The 17228-nt window shown below is 58.3% G+C and carries 15 protein-coding genes; 6 read left to right on the top strand and 9 right to left on the bottom strand.

Annotated elements, in window-relative coordinates; all coding sequences use genetic code 11:
• Positions 1 to 18: 18 nt before the first annotated feature.
• Positions 19 to 693 carry a transcriptional regulator gene (locus tag A6U86_RS15105; RefSeq protein ID WP_068392558.1) on the bottom strand — a complete coding sequence of 225 codons (675 nt, stop codon included), beginning with the start codon at positions 691 to 693 and terminating at the stop codon, positions 19 to 21.
• A 123-nt stretch (positions 694 to 816) separates the two neighbouring features.
• Here A6U86_RS15105 and A6U86_RS15100 point away from each other — a divergent pair, with 123 nt between their 5' ends.
• The 3 genes from A6U86_RS15100 to A6U86_RS15090 all read left to right on the top strand — a co-directional run bounded on the left by A6U86_RS15100 (position 817) and on the right by A6U86_RS15090 (position 3997).
• On the top strand, positions 817 to 1953 hold the full coding sequence (locus A6U86_RS15100; RefSeq protein WP_068393955.1) for an aminotransferase class I/II-fold pyridoxal phosphate-dependent enzyme: 1137 nt from the start codon (positions 817 to 819) through the stop codon (positions 1951 to 1953).
• Positions 1954 to 2064: 111 nt separating this feature from the next.
• On the top strand, positions 2065 to 3348 hold the full coding sequence (locus A6U86_RS15095; protein ID WP_068392556.1) for a DUF763 domain-containing protein: 1284 nt from the start codon (positions 2065 to 2067) through the stop codon (positions 3346 to 3348).
• 70 nt (positions 3349 to 3418) lie between these two features.
• Entirely contained in the window at positions 3419 to 3997 is a 579-nt protein-coding gene (locus A6U86_RS15090) for a mitochondrial large ribosomal subunit protein uL15m (RefSeq protein ID WP_068392554.1), read from the top strand.
• A gap of 59 nt (positions 3998 to 4056) precedes the next feature.
• On the opposite strand, the gene A6U86_RS15085 is transcribed toward A6U86_RS15090, so the two are convergent.
• Complete coding sequence (locus tag A6U86_RS15085) at positions 4057 to 6393, bottom strand: glucose/quinate/shikimate family membrane-bound PQQ-dependent dehydrogenase (RefSeq protein WP_068392553.1); 2337 nt, start codon at positions 6391 to 6393, stop codon at positions 4057 to 4059.
• A gap of 352 nt (positions 6394 to 6745) precedes the next feature.
• On the opposite strand from A6U86_RS15085, the gene A6U86_RS15080 reads away from it, so the two are divergent.
• A complete protein-coding gene (locus A6U86_RS15080; RefSeq protein WP_068392552.1) occupies positions 6746 to 6934 on the top strand; it encodes a hypothetical protein in 189 nt (62 codons plus the stop codon).
• A gap of 41 nt (positions 6935 to 6975) precedes the next feature.
• Here A6U86_RS15080 and A6U86_RS15075 read toward each other — a convergent pair whose 3' ends face one another.
• The 3 genes from A6U86_RS15075 to A6U86_RS15065 all read right to left on the bottom strand — a co-directional run bounded on the left by A6U86_RS15075 (position 6976) and on the right by A6U86_RS15065 (position 9285).
• Complete coding sequence (locus tag A6U86_RS15075; RefSeq protein WP_068392551.1) at positions 6976 to 7704, bottom strand: esterase family protein; 729 nt, start codon at positions 7702 to 7704, stop codon at positions 6976 to 6978.
• Positions 7701 to 8660 carry an acetylxylan esterase gene (locus A6U86_RS15070; RefSeq protein WP_068392549.1) on the bottom strand — a complete coding sequence of 320 codons (960 nt, stop codon included), beginning with the start codon at positions 8658 to 8660 and terminating at the stop codon, positions 7701 to 7703. Before A6U86_RS15070 ends, A6U86_RS15075 begins: the two co-directional genes overlap by 4 nt.
• A 79-nt stretch (positions 8661 to 8739) precedes the next feature.
• The gene (locus tag A6U86_RS15065; protein ID WP_068392546.1) at positions 8740 to 9285 is read right to left on the bottom strand and encodes a GNAT family N-acetyltransferase; all 546 of its coding nucleotides are present in this window, start codon (positions 9283 to 9285) and stop codon (positions 8740 to 8742) included.
• Between the two features lie 560 nt (positions 9286 to 9845).
• Here A6U86_RS15065 and A6U86_RS15060 point away from each other — a divergent pair.
• Positions 9846 to 10154, top strand: a complete 309-nt coding sequence (locus A6U86_RS15060) for a hypothetical protein (RefSeq protein ID WP_141683711.1) — start codon at positions 9846 to 9848, stop codon at positions 10152 to 10154.
• Positions 10155 to 10431: 277 nt separating this feature from the next.
• The gene (locus tag A6U86_RS15055) at positions 10432 to 12162 is read left to right on the top strand and encodes a GGDEF domain-containing protein (protein ID WP_068392541.1); all 1731 of its coding nucleotides are present in this window, start codon (positions 10432 to 10434) and stop codon (positions 12160 to 12162) included.
• A 76-nt stretch (positions 12163 to 12238) separates the two neighbouring features.
• Here A6U86_RS15055 and A6U86_RS15050 read toward each other — a convergent pair whose 3' ends face one another.
• The 4 genes from A6U86_RS15050 to A6U86_RS15035 are packed head-to-tail and all read right to left on the bottom strand — an operon-like array spanning position 12239 to position 16848.
• The gene (locus A6U86_RS15050; protein WP_068392539.1) at positions 12239 to 13204 is read right to left on the bottom strand and encodes a spore coat protein U domain-containing protein; all 966 of its coding nucleotides are present in this window, start codon (positions 13202 to 13204) and stop codon (positions 12239 to 12241) included.
• Between the two features lie 15 nt (positions 13205 to 13219).
• Positions 13220 to 15634, bottom strand: a complete 2415-nt coding sequence (locus A6U86_RS15045) for a fimbria/pilus outer membrane usher protein (protein ID WP_068392536.1) — start codon at positions 15632 to 15634, stop codon at positions 13220 to 13222.
• Positions 15606 to 16325, bottom strand: a complete 720-nt coding sequence (locus A6U86_RS15040) for a molecular chaperone (protein WP_068392535.1) — start codon at positions 16323 to 16325, stop codon at positions 15606 to 15608. The genes A6U86_RS15045 and A6U86_RS15040 overlap by 29 nt, the downstream gene beginning before the upstream one ends.
• 25 nt (positions 16326 to 16350) lie before the next feature.
• A complete protein-coding gene (locus A6U86_RS15035; protein ID WP_068392534.1) occupies positions 16351 to 16848 on the bottom strand; it encodes a spore coat U domain-containing protein in 498 nt (165 codons plus the stop codon).
• Positions 16849 to 17228 lie beyond the last annotated feature (380 nt).

Genomic DNA, 17228 nt, shown 5'->3' with positions numbered 1-17228 from the left:
CCAATCTTCCAGGCGGGGTCAAGACGTCGGCTTCGGCAGCTTCCTCTGCCGGGCTTCGCGCAGGTGCTTGTAAACGGTCGGCCGTGAAATGCCGAGCACCCGCGCGAGATAGGGGACCAGATTGCGGATGGAGAAATAGCCCTCCTGTTCCAGCATCTCGACGAGAGCGGCATGATCTTCCTTCGCCAGCGCGGAAGCGGCCAGCCCTCGTTCGCCGAGAAAGTCCGCGATCGCGGCATTGACGGTTTCCTGCCAGTCTGAGCGGAATAGTGCGGATGGCTGCGGACCGACATCCTGAAAAGCCGCCAGAAGGCTTAACGCATCACGCGCTGCCTCGATCGGTGCGATGTCGAAATTGATACAGAGCAAGCCGAATGGCTCGCCTGCCTCGTTGCGCAAAACAGCAGTGATCGACTTGAGCTGGCGACCATCGAAATTCACCTTCCGATAGGGGCCGATGACATCGAGGCCGAGCGATCCGATATCCTTCAACTCGGCAAGGGAGGAGCCGCCGACTTCGCGCCGCGACAGGTTGTTGGCGATATGAGCAATCGTCTGCGTTCTCAGGTCGTGAAGGACGACCTCCGCATGGGGCTTGAGCAGGATCGCAACAGCATCGGCGACGGAAGCGAACCGCAGCAGGTCCTCGGAACCGGTTGATTGCTCATTGCTTGTGCCTGTCTTTCGCGCCATCGCCTCTTTCCTTCTGATGATTTACATTCACTATATATTTGACAATTTGTAAATGCGCTACTAATTATCGAGCCAGTAAGGGCCGGCACGAATGTGTGTCTGCCGCCGTTGGAGAATGTCGTCATGCCGCTGCTGCCAGATTTCAAGCTGGAAACTCATTTTTCGAAGTGGGAGTTCAGTGCGCGCTATCACATGACTGCCTCCGACGCGCAGAGCATGACGATGGCTGAGCTGCTTGACATGGCGACATCGGAGCAGCGGGCGGCCTACGACAATCTCTGGCTTGGTTATACGGAGACCTTCGGCGATCCGGCATTGCGCGACATCATCGCCGGGCTTTATCACCAGATGCAGCGCGCCGATATTCTATGCTTTGCCGGCGCGGAAGAGGGCATCTACATCGCCATGCATGCGCTTCTCGACAAGGGCGATCATGCGATCATTGTAACACCCAACTACCAATCGTCCGAAACGATACCCCTCAGCATTTGCGATGTCTCTGCTATAGCACTTGATCCGGAAGACGGCTGGTCGCTGGACATCGATGTGGTCAGCAAGGCAATCAGACCCAATACCAAGCTGGTCTCGATCAATTTCCCGCACAATCCTACAGGCAAGGTGCTGGAAAAGGAGAGGTTCGACGCACTGGTGGATCTCTGCCGGCGACACGGCATCTGGCTCTTCAGCGACGAAGTCTATCGCGGCCTGACCGTCGATAATAAGCCGGTATCGCAGGCCGCTGCCGACGCCTATGAACGGGGCCTCTCGCTTGGCGTCATGTCCAAGGCCTATGGCTTGCCGGGCCTGCGCATTGGCTGGATTGCCTGCCGCGATCACACCCTGATTTCGAAAATGGAGCGGATGAAGCATTATCTCTCCATCTGCAATTCAGGTCCGAGCGAGAGCCTGGCGAAGATTGCCTTGCTGAATGCCGACAGGATTCTCGAGCGCAATAACAGGCTGATCGCTTCCAACCTCGGAAAGCTGAAGGCTCTGTTTTCAGAGTTCGAGGATCTTTTCGAGTGGTATACGCCCGATGGCGGCTGTGTCTGCTATCCACGCTACAAAGGTGCGGATGGCGTGGAGACCTTCACGCGCAATCTGGTGGAACAGGCAGGCGTGCTGCTCTTGCCGGCAAGCCTCTATCACTCGGATCTCAGTGCGACGCCAGACGACCGGTTCCGCATTGGGTTCGGCCGCGCCAATATCGATGAGGGCATTGCGGCGATGCGCTCCCATTTGCTGCGCAATCACTCCTAGCGATTGTCTCGCCAGTTCTCTGACGCCACGAAGTGGGACAAAAAGAGAACGTATGGTGCAAATCGACGATCGACGCTACAATCTCGTCACCGAAGATCGAGAGTGACGAATTTGGCGCAAAGAACTGGCAAAGCTGACCTGCCGTTGCATGGCGGCCGCGTGCCGCGATGGCTTGGAGAACGGATGACGCGATTGGGCGCTGTCATCACCGAGGCGATCGTTCAGCACTATGGACGTGATGAGCTGTTTCGCCGCTTGGCCAATCCATTCTGGTTCCAGTCCTTCGGCGCCGTCATGGGCATGGACTGGCATTCCTCCGGCATCACCACAAGCGTGCTCGGCGCATTGAAGCGCGGCCTGACCCCGCTTTCGGGCGAACTCGGCATCCATGTCTGCGGCGGTCGCGGCTCGCATTCGCGCAAGACACCGGATGAATTGATCCATATCGGCGAGCGCGTCGGGATCGATGGAACATCGCTTGCCAGCACCAGCCGGCTGATCGCCAAGGTGGACAGCGCAGCGGTCCAGGATGGCTTCGACCTCTATCTGCATGGCTTCATCGTGGCCGATGACGGCAAATGGGTCGTCGTCCAGCAGGGCATGAACGGCGACCGCCGGCAGGCACGGCGATATCACTGGCTATCCGAGGGGCTGACGAGCTTTCTGGATTCACCCCATGCCGCCATCGAGGGACGGGAGCAGGGAGAGATCATCAATCTCGCCGATCGGCGGGCCGAACATTCCCGCAACCGCCAGCTCGATCTGCTTGCCTCGCTTGGTCCCGATAAAATCATTCGCGAATTCAATGTGCTGGAAGGACAAGCTCCGGCAATCAGCAAACAAGATGTGCAACCGATGCTGCCGTACCTCATCATGCCGGCGCATCATGATGTCCGCCAGGAAGATGTGAACATGCGCCGCCTGCATGGCAATCTCGCCGCTGCTGCCGATCGCGGCCCGGTGGATTTCGAGGATTTACTGCTGACGCCCGGCGTCGGCGCACGGACGGTGAAAGCTTTGGCGATGGTGGCTGAGGTCGTTCACGGCGCGCCCTGCCGCTTTTCCGATCCCGCACGCTTCTCGCTGGCCCATGGCGGTAAGGATCGGCATCCCTTTCCGGTGCCATTGAAAGTCTATGACGAGACCATCAGCGTGATGAAATCCGCGGTCAGGAAAGGGCGGCTTGGCCGAGATGAGGAACTGTCGGCCCTGAAGCGGCTGGACGATCAGTCGAGAATTCTGGAGCGATATGTCACCGGACCTGATCTCAAGGAGATCGTCGCCGGCGAATTTGACAGATCATTCTCCTATGGCGGCCGCAGCGTCTTCGGCTGGGAGCCTCCGGCAAATTCCGAGGACGACGCCGTGGCGGCGGGAAATAAGCCGTTGCAATAAACGGTTGCGGGACTCAAACTACAACCGGGATTTTCGCAACGTTGAAGCCGGGGGAGGCAGCAGATAGCCCATGTTCAATCTTTTCAAGAAAAAGAAACCCATGGTCGTTGTGGCCACACTGAACGCGCGCCTGCAACCGGATGATCGAGCCGATATTGAAGACGCTCTCGATGCGGCCATGGCGAAACACAAGCATGGCGTACGCGTCGTCGGCGGCGGTACATTGATGGCGCCCGACGGCGAAGTCAGCGAATGCGATATTGAGATCGAGTTGGATGACCCATCCGATGCGACGATCGAAATGGTTATGCGCACCCTTGAGGCCATGCTGGCTCCCAAGGGCTCGCGGATGAATATCCCCGATCAGAACCGGCGGATTGATTTCGGCCTGCAGGAGGGCCTGGGATTATATTTGAACGGTACCGACCTGCCAGACGAGGTCTACCGTGATTCTGATGTCAATCATGTCTTTGCGGAATGCCAGCGCCTGTTGCAGGGCATTGGAGCGGTCAGCAGCCATTGGCAAGGACCGGAAGAAACCGCCTTTTACATGTACGGATCAGATTTCAAAATCATGCGCGAACGGCTTGCGCCATTCCTGAATACCTATCCTTTGTGCCAGCAATGCCGCGTTGAGCAGATTGCCTAGCCGCTTCGGCATTGAAGCCTGCCAGAGATGGAGGGCGGGGCGATCCCGCCCAATCCTATTTATGGCAGCGTGTAGCCGATAACATAGTCGCCGGGCTTGGTTCCGACCGAGCCATGACCACCGGCTACCATGACGACATATTGCTTGTTGTCGCTGGCGGTATAGGTCATCGGCGTGGATTGGCCGCCCGCCGGCAGGCGCGCCTGCCAGAGCTGCTTACCCGTCGTGACATCATATGCCCGCAGGTAATCGTCCACGGCCGCACCCAGGAAGGCAACGCCGCCCTTGGTGACAATCGGCCCGCCGATGCCGGGAACGCCGACCTTGATGGGCAGCGGCAGCGGCGTCATGTCGTAGATGGTGCCGTTCTTGTGCTTGTAGGCAATTTTACCGGTCTTGAGATCGACACCAGCGACATAGCCCCAGGGTGGCGCCTGGCAGGGAACGCCTAGCGGGCTGAGAAACGGGCCCATATAGACGCCATAGGGGGAGCCATCATTGCGGTTCAATCCCTGTTCGCTGCCCTTGTCGCCCTCTCCCTTCGGCGGGATCTCGGCGCGGGGCACCAGCCGCGAGGTGAAAGCCAGATAGGTCGGCATGCCGAACATGATCTGGCGCTCCGGATCGACCGCGACGCTGCCCCAATTGAAGGTGCCGAAATTGCCGGGATAGATGATCGAGCCACGCAGGGACGGTGGCGTGTATCGGCCTTCGTATTGGTGCAGATGGAAGGAGATGCGGCACGCGAGCTGATCGAACAGCGAGACGCCCCACATGTCCTTTTCCTGCAGCGGCGGCGGCGAGAAGGTCAGATCGGAGATCGGCTGCGTCGGTGAAGAGTGATCCTCCGGAATGGTGCCGCCGGGCGCCGGAATTTCCTTGAAGGGAATGATCGCAGCGCCGGTGCGGCGGTCCAGCACGTAGAGATCGCCCTGCTTGGTCGAGGCGACCAGCGCGGGAACGACGGTGCCGTCGGCCTTGGTCATGTCGAACAGCACGGGTTGTGCCGGCACGTCCATGTCCCAGAGATCGTGATGGACGAACTGCTGCACCCATTTCAGCTGGCCGGTGTTGATATCAAGCGCCACCACGGAGGAGGAGAAGCGCTCGACATTGGCGCTGCGCGCCATGCCGAGCTGGTCAGGCGTCTGGTTGCCGAGCGGGACATAGACCATGCGCAGTGCCTCGTCAGCGCTGGAGACCGACCAGCTGTTCGGCGAATTGGTCGTGTAGGTCTGTCCGGCAGGCAGCGGCGTCGTCTGGTCGGGATTGCCCGAATCCCAGTTCCAGATGAGCGCGCCGGTCCTGGCGTCGAAGGCGCGGATGACGCCTGATTGTTCCTGGGTCGAGTAGTTGTCGTTGACAGCGCCACCGATGATAATCTTGTCGGCTACGATCACGGGCGGCGATGTCGAATAGTAGTAACCGGCCGGATTGTATTTCATGCCGGTTTCGAGATGCAGCGTGCCCTGATCGGCGAAGTTGGGGCATACCTTGCCATTGGCTGCGTCAAGCGCGATCAGCCGGGCGTCGGAGGTCGGAAGATAGACGCGATCGGCGCAAGGCGCGCCGGCAGGCACGGCCTTGTCGTGATAATAGGAGACGCCTCGGCAAGTCTGATGCTGGCGATTGGGGTTCATGCCGGCATTGGCGTCGTAACGCCATTTCTCCTTGCCGTCTTTCGCATCGATGGCGATCGCCAAACTATGCGGCGTACACAGAAAGAGCGTGTCGCCGATCTTGAGGGGCGTGACCTGATAAGTGGTTTCGCCGATATCGTCCGCGCGTTTCACATCGCCTGTCTGGTAGCGCCAGACCTCCTTGAGGTTGGCGACGTTCTGAGCAGTGACCTGGTCGAGAGGCGAGTAACGTTGGCCGAAGGATGTGCGCCCATAGTGATGCCACTCGCCATCGGGCACATCGCCTCCCGTCGGCGCATTCGCCGCCACCGTTGTCGGCAGATCGCCAGATAGGTCGTGAGGGTCTGTCGTCATCGAGTAAACAGCGATCAGGACGGCAATGATCAGGGTTACTGCCAGCGGCCAGGGATTGGCGCTATAGTGGACACCATCAAGGCTGCGGAAACCGAGCGGCCGCCTGATCCATGGTGTCAGCAGCCATAGACCGATCAGAATGATCAATCCGCCGCGCGGACCGAGCTGCCACCAGTCGAAACCGACTTCCCATATTGCCCAGGCAAGAGCCGCAAGCACGAAAGCCGCGTAGAGCCAGAGAGCTGCGGCCTTGCGCATGGCAAGCAGGATACCCGTCACCAGGAAGGCGAGACCGGCGAGAAGATAGAAGACGCTGCCGCCAAGCAGCACGAGCCAAAGCCCGCCGCCGCCGAGCGCCAGACCGATGAGTGCCAGAATGATCGATGTTATGAGTATGGCCATGATCCGCTCCAGTCTATCCGCCGATTTGACAGTGATTGATCGCAGGCACGTAGAGCTCGGCTTACCTCTAATGGGTCACGCACCGAACGAAGTCGAAATTCATAAAATTGCGTTGACTACGACAGCCGGCGTCGTGTCCGGTGCCAACTGTATCGATGCATCCGATCTCCAATCCGACTCGGAGACTAAACGCCTGGATTGCAACAATGGCGCAATCCAACCAGCCGTTCAAGTTCGATACCACGACGCCCAAATTCATTAACGGACGTAGTTAATTTTTTAACAATTGTGCGGATACTAACGGAACAAACCATGGAATCAAGGGTTTCCGTGCCAAGCCGGAGGACTAGAGATGAATTTGAAGATCGTCACTGCGCAGTCGGAAGTCGAGACCGATGACACCGGAACCTATCCGGATGGTATGGTCGAGCGCAGCCACATCGAGTTCTCCGCAAGTCACGAGCAGCAGCACCGTAAGTCTCACGAGCGTGACTATGGTGCGCGCAAAGTGATGAGACCCATTCCGGTCGGCCTGGTCTGATTTGACTGGCAGCGACTACTGATCAAGCCCGTAGGGCGGTCTCAAATATAGAGCGGCGCCATCCTGCGCCAGGCGCCTGCGCGATGCGCTCGGCCATCCCAGACATGCAAACGATGATCGATCTGTTTGCTGGCCAGGAGATGGCTCAAATGGCGGTTGTTGGCTAGAAACGGATCGGCATCGCCGATCGTGAGAACGATATCGACCTGCCGCAGCTTTTCCAAATGCCAGTCCGAGCCTAGTCCGGGCAGGAAGTGCGTCGGTGTGTGGAAATAGATGTCGTCGTCGTAATAGCCGTCGAAGAGATCACTGAAGGATTCCACCTGCATCGTCAGGTCGTAGCGGCCCGAGAAGGCGACGAGTTTACGAAAGAGGTGAGGGTGGCGAAAGACCAGGCTTGCGGCCTGGAAGGCCCCGAGGCTGCAGCCATGGACGATGGTGCAATCATGCGGGTTCTTTTCCGCCATCAAGGGCAGCACTTCATTCAGGATATATTCCTCGAAAGCCCTGTGACGGCGAATGCGCTCGGCCGGATGGCGAGCCGACCCGTAAAAGGTTTCGCCGGCGAGCCCCTCGATACAGTAAAGCTGAAGATGTCCCGCGTTCAATTTTTCCGCGAGGCTGGCCACGATCCCGATCTGCTCATATTGCCAGAAGCGCCCGTCTCTGGTCGGAAACATCAGGACTTTGGCGCCTGCATGGCCGAACACCAGCAGCTCCATGTCTCGTTCCAGCCGCGGGCTGTACCAGCGCAGATATTCTCGGTTCATGACACCTTGAAAAATTGCCCTACCTTGTCTCGCAGAATTGCGTTCTGCTCCTCCATGCCAGTGTATTCGAAATGACCGGCGTCGAGAATGAAGATTTCGTTAAACTTCTGCGTCGCATTTGCGACGGCGAACTGGCAGGGCGGCGCAACCGCGGGATCGAAAAGAGCCGGAGCAATCAGCATCGGCACCTTGATGCGGCTTGCAGCGATGGCGGCATCGAAGAAGCGCAGCGTCTCAAACACGCTTCCATGTTGCTTCTGATAGGCCTGGACCGAGTCGGCGCTGCCGACGGTGGGCAAGGTCAGCCAAGCCTTCCGATCGCCGAAGGTCGGCACCATCAGATGGCCGCGATCGATGCGCGCATCGAAAGGAATTGCCAGAGCGCCGAGGCCGCCCCCGAAGCTGATGCCGCTATAGCCGATATGACCGGCAATCCAGGGATAAAGCGTCTCCAGCGCCGAAACCGCAAGCCAGAGATCTTCGACACAGCCGCCGATGACATAGGTATCGCGGCTCTCTATGCCATGCAGAACATGGCTCGGCGCATCTGCCGGAATTTCCGGAGTGGCGCTGAGGGACAGGCCGCGTGAACACGGAAACAGCACCGCCGTCTCTTGTAGAGGAAGATCAAAGTCGGGCTGGTCCCTGCCGCCATAGCCATGCCCGACAACAAGGCCACGACTGACCTGCCCATGCCTTGGAATAAGAAGCCAGCCGTTGATTTGAATTGAATCGGTGGAGGTGTAGCTGACATCGAAGACATGCCACTTGTCATGGTGCGGTTTGCTATGGCGAAGTCTTGGCTGCGGGTCGACTGCAATGGCGGCGGTGTAGCGCTTCTGCCAGAAATCATCGAACCCATCAGGCACTTGCGGTGGCTCGATGGCGCGTAACTGCTCGAGCTTAAGGCCATAGGTGGGATCGAAGGCGAAGGGATGGATTGTCGGTATGCTCATGGGGGAATTGTCGCGTGAATGCCTCGGCGGCGCAAGGTCGTGATCGGCGGCCCGACCCCGCGTCTGCTACTTGCGGTGTCTACGGCGCCGGCCTGTCGATGCGATAGAGCACATGTGGCCGCAGAATATGTCCCGGCGGTACGGTGATATCGTCAAAATCGCCATCCTCGACGCGAACCATGCCGATCTTTTCCATCGCCTGCCGGGAGGGAAGATTGATGTCCGAGGTGTAGCCGATGAGGCAATCGGCCTCCAACTGCCGCCAGGCAAAATCAAGCCAGCAACGGCTGATCTCCGTGGCGTAGCCCTGGCGCCAATAGGCGCGCCCGAGAATCCAGCCGATCTCCAGCGCGAAATCACCGGGCACTTCCGGTCCGGGACGGGACAGACCGCCGCCGCCGATCAGCGCACCATCGGCCTTCCGTTCGACGGCGAGGAAACCGTATCCGTCCTCTGCCAACTGTTCATTGGCTTCATCGATCAGCTCATCCGTCTCAGCCGCCGTCAGCAGGCTCGGATAATAGTATTTCCTCACTTCGGCATCGGCATTGATGGCTGCAAAAGGCTCACGATCACGATCCTGCCATGGCCGCAGAATGAGCCGAGACGTTTCGAGAGTAAGCATGGCAGGCCTTTGTAGCGAATGGTTGATATAGCGGTGCTTTGAACGACATGTTGCGCAAAGCCAAAAAGCTTCGCCGCATCTCCATCCACGAATTCTCTCGGAATGTCCACTAGAGCGTGTAACCGCGCCCGGTGGACAACGCGCAAGCAGCATCATTGGCGGCTAGGCCACAGGCAACGAAAAGATCATGCAAAAGGCTGGCTTTCTTGCCGACCAAGGTCGCCTCCGCGCCCCTGTTGGGATATACTGCTGTAATGATCAGGATCTCAGCAGCACTTGTCGGAATCTCGATAGCAGGCCCGGTATTGGCGGGGCAGGGTCAGGTTGTTCAATCCGGCGACCAAATCCAGGATTGCTCGAATGCCGCTGACCAGGTTCTGTCAAAGACAAAAGGGCGGCTATTATCCGTCAAGCCGCGTGAAAATCGCTGCATCGTTACTGTAATAGTTCCGCATAGCGGAGACCGGCCAGAAAAGATTGTCGTTCGCGTCGATTTTACTGATACTGATAGTAATCAGGACAATGGCCAATAGCCGCGCGATAAAAGGGAGCCTATGAAAATGGGCGAAATCATCCAGTTCAGGCCCTTGATGAAATATGGCAAGCGCACCGACGCACAAGCGCGCTTGGAACAGGAGTTGCAGATCCCCCTTAAAGCGACGCCAAAGTCTGACATCAACCGCCCGCTTGCAAATGCGCCGAAGATTACCCCGCCCAACGCCCCCGCCACAACGAACCTTCCGCTCAACGGCATAGCCATCGTCCTCGGTTCGATTCTGGTCTACGCTTTGATGATCTCACACGTGGTCGGCCAGCCGCATTATTCGGCACGCGCGAACCTTCTGCCCCCGGTTTTCGAGCAAAATTAAGTCTTCGCGACGACGAACACTTTAAGCTTCCTGCGTTTCGCCGCAATTTGTTCCCATCGCTTAATATTCATGGACCACGGCCAAGACCTGCTGCGAAACGCGGAGGCGGCAGGGCGTGTGGGAGAAATATTTAGGTCTATTCGTTAAGTGAAGATTCTATCAAATCTGGTGTAATCTGAACCGGATATTTGCTTGCGGAGTGCATTTCTTGTGGCGGCTTAAAATTCAACAGCTGCAATGGATAGGGGCCATAGCCGTTATCATGGTTTGCTTGATAATGGCCGGCTCGACGATTGTCTTCAGCTTGTCGGACTACAATAACTACAGGCGGGGCGTAACGGAGTTCAATCGCTTTCATGTCGCCCTGCATGCCGCTGCCGCGATTTCGCGAGAACGTGGGCCTGCAAACAGCCTCATGGGTGCCTCCGATGCGCAACGGCCTGAGTTTACGGCCGCCCTGCTGGAGAGCCGGAAACAAACCGACCACGATGTCGCGCTGCTCGAGACTATTTTTCAGACGGAAATAGGCGCATCACCGGAGATGCGCAGCTCGTTCATGGCGGTTAAGGCCCAGTTGCAAGCCGGCAGGGCCGCCGTCGACGCGGCGGCGGCAACTCCGCGCAGCGAACGCAGCGGCGCAAAGATAGCCGAAGCGATCCAGGCCATGTTCCGCGCTGCGGACCGTGCCCAGGATTATCGCGACGTTGCGGGACGGTCGATTATCGCGCTGGCGCCCGAAACTGGTGCCGAAGTGATGTTGACCTCCATGGCCGGAACGCTGAGGGAGCGAGCCGGACGAGTGGGGTCCTATGTCGTCATGATGATGACTTCGGAGGGGCAGGCGCGCTCGCATTACCGGGCGGCATTCAACAGCGAGTTGAACCGGCTTTTCGAGGTGAACGCGCTTTTGAAGACCTATGCACCTGCTACCCTGGAGTCCAAGGCCATTGCGCAATTGCTGGATCAGGTAACGGTAAACTATTTCTCCGGCTCATTGCCCTATGCCCAACGGGTTGCCTTTGGATTGAATGGCAACAATTCGCCAACCCCAGCAGAATTTACCGCGAAATACGTTCCGGGCATGAAATCTACCGAAGTCCTGCGCGAATTGATCGAGGAGACGGCGCTCACTTCCCTGGAGACCGCGCGCGAAAAAGCCTTCAACACCATGCTGGTTTCGACGCTTCTGGCCGGCGTGGCGATATCCGTGGTCGTCGGCTTGGCCTATCTGCTCGGACGATCGCTTTTCCGGCCTATGCTTGCGGCTATTCGGCAGATCGACGATATCGCGGCCGGCAATCTCGCGCAGCCAACACCGATGCCTCACGCAGGGCATGAAGTGCGCGAGATGTTCCAGCGGCTCGATCTGCTTCGGGAACAACAGCGCCTCAAGCGGCATCTGGAGATGGAACGCAAATCGATGACGGAGGAGTTGCGACGCCTCTCTCAAACGGATGCGCTGACCGGTCTCCTCAATCGTCGTGCCCTTGGTGAGGCAGTTGGGGAATTGCTGACTGTGCCGAGAGGCGGTTCCCGCGGCATCGGAGTCATCATGTTCGACATCGACCATTTCAAGTCGATCAACGATCGGTATGGCCACCTTGTCGGAGACCTGGTGCTTCAAAGGGCAGCGGAGATCCTGGCCCCGTGCCTTCGCTCGCAGGATCTGTTCGCTCGCTATGGCGGCGAGGAATTCATCATCGTCTTGACGGACGTCACCGAGGCATCCGCACAGGCAGCTGCGGAACGGCTGCGGGAGACACTGGCGAAAACCATCATCAACGAAGAGCATCAGCTGACGGTCACAGCCAGCTTCGGCGTCGACTGGCGGGTTCAATGCACATTCGACCACTGGGAAGAATTAGCCATTGTTGCAGATAGGCGGCTCTATCAAGCAAAGCGTAACGGCCGCAATCTGGTTTGCGCTTCCGACTTACCCTCGGAAAAGACAACGGCACCGACTGCGGGAGACGGCGACCATGGCTCAGGTGGCGCGGATGCAGCGTGATGGAGCTGCAAGCGTCCGGCGCTAGACAACGCGGCATTTGATCCGGCCGGATGTCTCCGCGTGTCGCTATTCCAGTTCAGTAGGTCAAGGTGACGATCACCGTATCGGTGTAAACACCAGGAGAGGGCGTCGTCTGCGGCGGTACACGGCCATAGACCGTCAAAAGTTGAGCCAATCCGTTTCCCGTTCCAGCGACGGTGCTCCCGGGCGTGCTGGCATCTCCCCACGGCTGCAGCCGGTTCAGATCCTTGTAGAGGCCGTAGGTCACCGTCTCCGCGCCCTTCGCCATCTTCCGCGCCGTCGGGGCGGCATTCGCCGTGCCGCCATTCAGCGAGATCGTATAGGTCGTGCCCGGCGTGCAGGTCGCAGTCACCGAGCCCGTGGCATCGACGTTGGTTCTCAATACGCCCTGCGTGCCGAAGTCGATATTCTGGATATTGATCAGGCAGTTAGCGGCAACACTTGCATTGACGGTAAAGGGAGCTGATCCCAGGGTTCCCGAGGGAGCTGCGCAGGTGGTGGCGCTGCTGTAGCCGTAAATGAAAGTGGTGTCGGCAGCCGAGAAACTGGACGTAAAAGCCCCCGTCGCCGCCGTCGGTTGGTTGCCCAGAGCGGAGGCATATACGGTGAAGCTGCCAGAAGCCCCGATCAATGAACCTCCGCTAAGCAAAGCCATGGTCAGGGCATAGGCCGGCGCGCGCGCTGGATAGGACCATGTGTTCGAGCCCCAGATCACACTGTAGCCCGGATCGGAATAAAGCTGATAGTTCAATGGATTGGTTCCGTTCAGCATCTGCCGGGCGGTTGCCGATGTCGCGCCACCGCTGCCTGTGCCCATATTCGGGCAGATCAGCAGGCGCCTGCCGATATCCAGCAAGCCTCCCGTACAGCTGGCGGTCAATGTCGACGTGGTGTTGACGGGGTTGTTGGACAGGGTATCGACGGGACCGAAATTTACGTTGGCCACACTGAAACTGCAGCTTTGCGCAAGGGCGAACGAGGGCAGCAACAGGACGAGCAGAAAGGTAATCGAACGAAACACTTTTCCAGCTCCCTCTCAAAAACACCTGACATTATCGATCACGACCTGCTGTCCCCGCTGTGGCTTGTAGGCAAACTGGGCATGGCACTTCGTTCCGTCTTCCAGGGAGACTTCGATCGTGTTTTGCCCGTGCAGGCCGCGAATATAGGCCTGGCCGTCATAGCCGATGACGAACTCCTCATCCGCGCCCTGCAATTTGCCGGTGAGGCCGGCACGCAGGAATGCACCGGTCTTGTCCTCGATCGTAACAAGCGCCGCCTGCGGCGCTTCAGCCACGCCGAACTTGACGACGACGCCACTGCGGTCGGCCGGAACGACGATTTCCTTGGTTGCCGGCACATCGGCATCGACAGGCAGATTCTTCGGATCGAAGGAGACCGTGTTCGGCTCGTAGGAATTTAGGTTGGGCACCAAGATGCGGCCACTTTGATTGGTCTTGCCGACAGGCCTGTTCTGCTGCTGAACCTCAACATCAGGGGCGCCGACATCGACAACAGCAAATGCATCATTGATGCGGTTGGTGGCAAAGACGCTTCCCCCGGCCACGGCGATGGCGCCATCCATTCGTGCCGTGGCGCGGGCGTCCTTATCCTGCTGCTGAACGCCGGCCTCGAACTGGGCAAAGGGCGCCCGATAGCTGACTGCTGCTTCCCGGTTGGTGTCCTGGCCTTCGGATGTACGCAGCCGCCAGCCGAAGCTGCCATTTTCCTGCTGCAGCGACTTCGAGACATCGGCGACGACATCGAGACCGTTCGGGCCGCTCTGAACGCCGGTGTTTGCATTGATGTTGCCGCCGAAGGGGACTGAAATTCCGGCGAATATGCCGAAATTGCTGCGGTCCTCAAGGTCGGTAAACGCGGTGGCGTAGAGCGTCATGCGCTTGAACGTCTGGCTATAGGAAAGGCTGGCGATATTGCTCTTGGTGCGATCGGCGCTTTCAAGCCGCGTGTAGGAAAGGTTGAGGCTGGAAAGGTCGAGCGGCGTGGGCACGCTGAGGGTGACCTGATCTATGGCGCGCGGCACGCCGGCGCTGAATATCGTAAACTCTCCCGAGGTACTGGCCGTTGGCCTGGCGGACACGGATGCAATATCGTCGTAATCGTCAAAGGCACGCTGCATGCGCGCATAGAATGACCACCTGGCATAGTCCAGTTCCAGGGAGGCATTCAGAAGCGCGCCGGACCGGTCGCCGCTCTTGCTTGCCGCGCCCGCGACCGAGGCCACACCCCAGGTCCCCACCGGAAAGGCGACGCCCGCACCACCGTTCAGCAGGTCCGAGCCGCCTTCGAAATGCCCCTCCAGTGTCAGCCAATCGGTCAACCCGTAGCGAGCGGTGGCGACACCCATGATGCGGCCGTCATAGTCGTCGGATTCCGTTCCGAGGTTCCGCCGGGGAGTGCCGAGTTCCGCGGAGAAATCCATAAGGCCCTGGCGCAACAGCAGATTGGAAGAATAGAACGGCAATGTCTGTGTCGTTTCTCGCCCGAGGCTGTCGCGCAACACGACGGTTGCCTGTCCTCCGCCGGAGAAGACGGGCAGGTTGGTGACTTCGAACGGCCCGGCGGGGACATCGCCGGAATAGGTCCTGACATTCTGCGTATAGATCTCGAGGGTCGAAGGAACGGCAGCACTTCCGGCGAAAGCGGGCAGGGGTTCGGTCACCAGATCGGAGCGCAACGCGAAATTGCGTTGGAACTGGATGCCGCCGAAATAGACCGGCCGCGTCCAGGACAGGCCACCAGTGGTCAGATCGCCGGCGCGATAGGTGACCAGCCTTTTCGGATCCGAATAGCTCCAGGTGGTGTTGAGGCGAGTCAAGCCGTCGAGACTGCCGTTGGAATAGCCGGCAATGAAGGATTGGCTGAGTGTGCCGTACGGGCTGAAGATGCGGGCATCGAACGAGCCGGATATTCCCTGGAAGATGTTGGTGTCGCTTTTCGTCAGACTGTTGGAGCTCGCAAAGAGGGAGTAGTTGAGCACAGCGCCATAGCCGGATTGCGGTGTCGGAATCTTGCTCTCCTCCTGCTGCCTGACATTGATGACGTGGGGCGTACGGCCCTTGTCGGTCGCCTGGACATAGAGCCGCTGGGTTTGGTCATCGACCTGGTATGACAGGCCGGACAGGGCGCCGAGTTCGATAAGCTTGCCGTCGCCGGTGTCTGCCGGGGGCTTTATGCCGACTTCGCGCAATTCCTCGGCCGTTGCTGCGAGCGAACCATTCGGGCGCTGTTTGAAATTGCCGATCATCTTCATCGAAACATTGTTGATGAATACTTCAAGGTAGACGTCGCGCACGCCCGCGGGCTGGTCGGCGGTTACAGCGGCTGCCGGCAGATTGGGAATTTCCTGAGCACGCAGCACCGAAACCGAAAGAAGGACGCTTACAAGAACGGTGCCGGCCCTAACGCTTGGTAACGGCGACGTTGGCATTGAACGGCCCAAGATCGCTCTGGCCTTGCAAGGTAATCGCAGTGCCGGAGACAGATTTTGCTGTCGTGATGGGCCATTGCATCGTTGCGCCACTCAGGACGTATCCGACCAGGCCGCTGCGACCACCGATCTTCGTGGCTCCCTGTACTAGTGTTACATTCGACAGCCGGAAGCGGCTTTCGCCATTATTTTTTCCGGTTAGAAAGAGACCGTTGCCTTGTCTGCTGATATTCCATGAGACATCCGCCGGCTTCACATCGGCTTTTTTGAAAAAAATCGGGATGGAGTGGCGCATGATCAGCGTAACTGTTCCAGCCCGAGCGCGCGTTGCGTCCGGCAGTTCGTCGACGATGACCCGATAGCTTTCTTCCGCTCTGACCGGGGCCTTGCTCGTGCGAACTACTCTCACGACATACTGGCCGTTCGGGCTCATTTTCGCGGAGGGCGGGCTGGCGACCACGTCTCTCGTCGGTTCGAGCCGCTCTACGCCGCCCGCCTGGCTCCATTTGAAGACGCGTAGCTGCACATTGATGGGATGATCCCCATCATTGCCGAGATTGAGGACGGCGGTTCCCGAGGGCGCGATAAGCTCAAGGCTGGTGGGCGCCACTCGCAACGATGCGGCATTCACGCTGTAGGTACTCAGAAGCAAAAGCATAGTCGCAGCAATGCGTGGCAACCTGCGTTGCATGGCGGCCTCCTGGGCTTTTCGGTTTTCAGTAGGTGACGGTGATCGCCACTGTGTCGGTGTAGACGCCGGGAGCAGGTGTCGCCTGCGGAGGAACCCGACCATAAACGGTAGCATTCTTGACGCTGCCGTTACCGGTGTCCGATACCGTGTCTGTACCGATCGTCACGCCCCAAGGCTGCAGGTGTGCACTGTCACGGTAAAGACCATAATTTATGGTCGCCGACGCCGGACCCGTCATGACGCGGACGGCCGTCGTCGCGCCAGATCCTGCGCCAGCGCTCAAGCCGATATTGTAGGTCTGCCCCGTTGTGCACTGAACGCCGATGGTGCTGGTCTGGTCGATATTGGTAGCGATAACGCCGTTGGTGCCAAAATCGAGATCACTGGCGGTCTGGATCACGCATTGAGCCTGAATGGTGATGCGAACATTCATATTGCCGGTCGCAGTGGCGGCCATGGCGGATGGTTCTGCGATGGTCATAGCGGCACCCAAAAGAACGGCGCCACGTAATACTCTCAGCATTCGCATTCCCCCTAACCACATTCTCGAAAACATCAGAATATAAGAAACTAATCATATGTTATCGATTCTGGCAATGAGGTAGAAACCGAGTGTATGTGGTGAGGCAGTATCAAAGAGCCAAAGCAGTAGTATAGGCCAAATTTATTTAGCGAATACTTGTATATAAACGTTATTTTTGAGAAAGATGGTTAATGTTATGTCGATTCACCAGTCTTGCGATTCAACAATTACAGCGAGAATACCTTTTTGACTTCTAGCGGCCATCAAGTTTCAACAATGATAATAGCTAGAATGTGATTCCATTAGGCCGCGACAAAGACATTATGCTCCGAGCGCTGGATGTCGCCTATTCTTGGCGCCTTTATGAGACGAATGGGTGA

The sequence above is a fragment of the Rhizobium sp. AC27/96 genome (genome assembly GCF_001692325.1).
Lineage (GTDB): Bacteria > Pseudomonadota > Alphaproteobacteria > Rhizobiales > Rhizobiaceae > Rhizobium.
This window is presented reverse-complemented; position numbering and strand designations above follow the sequence as displayed.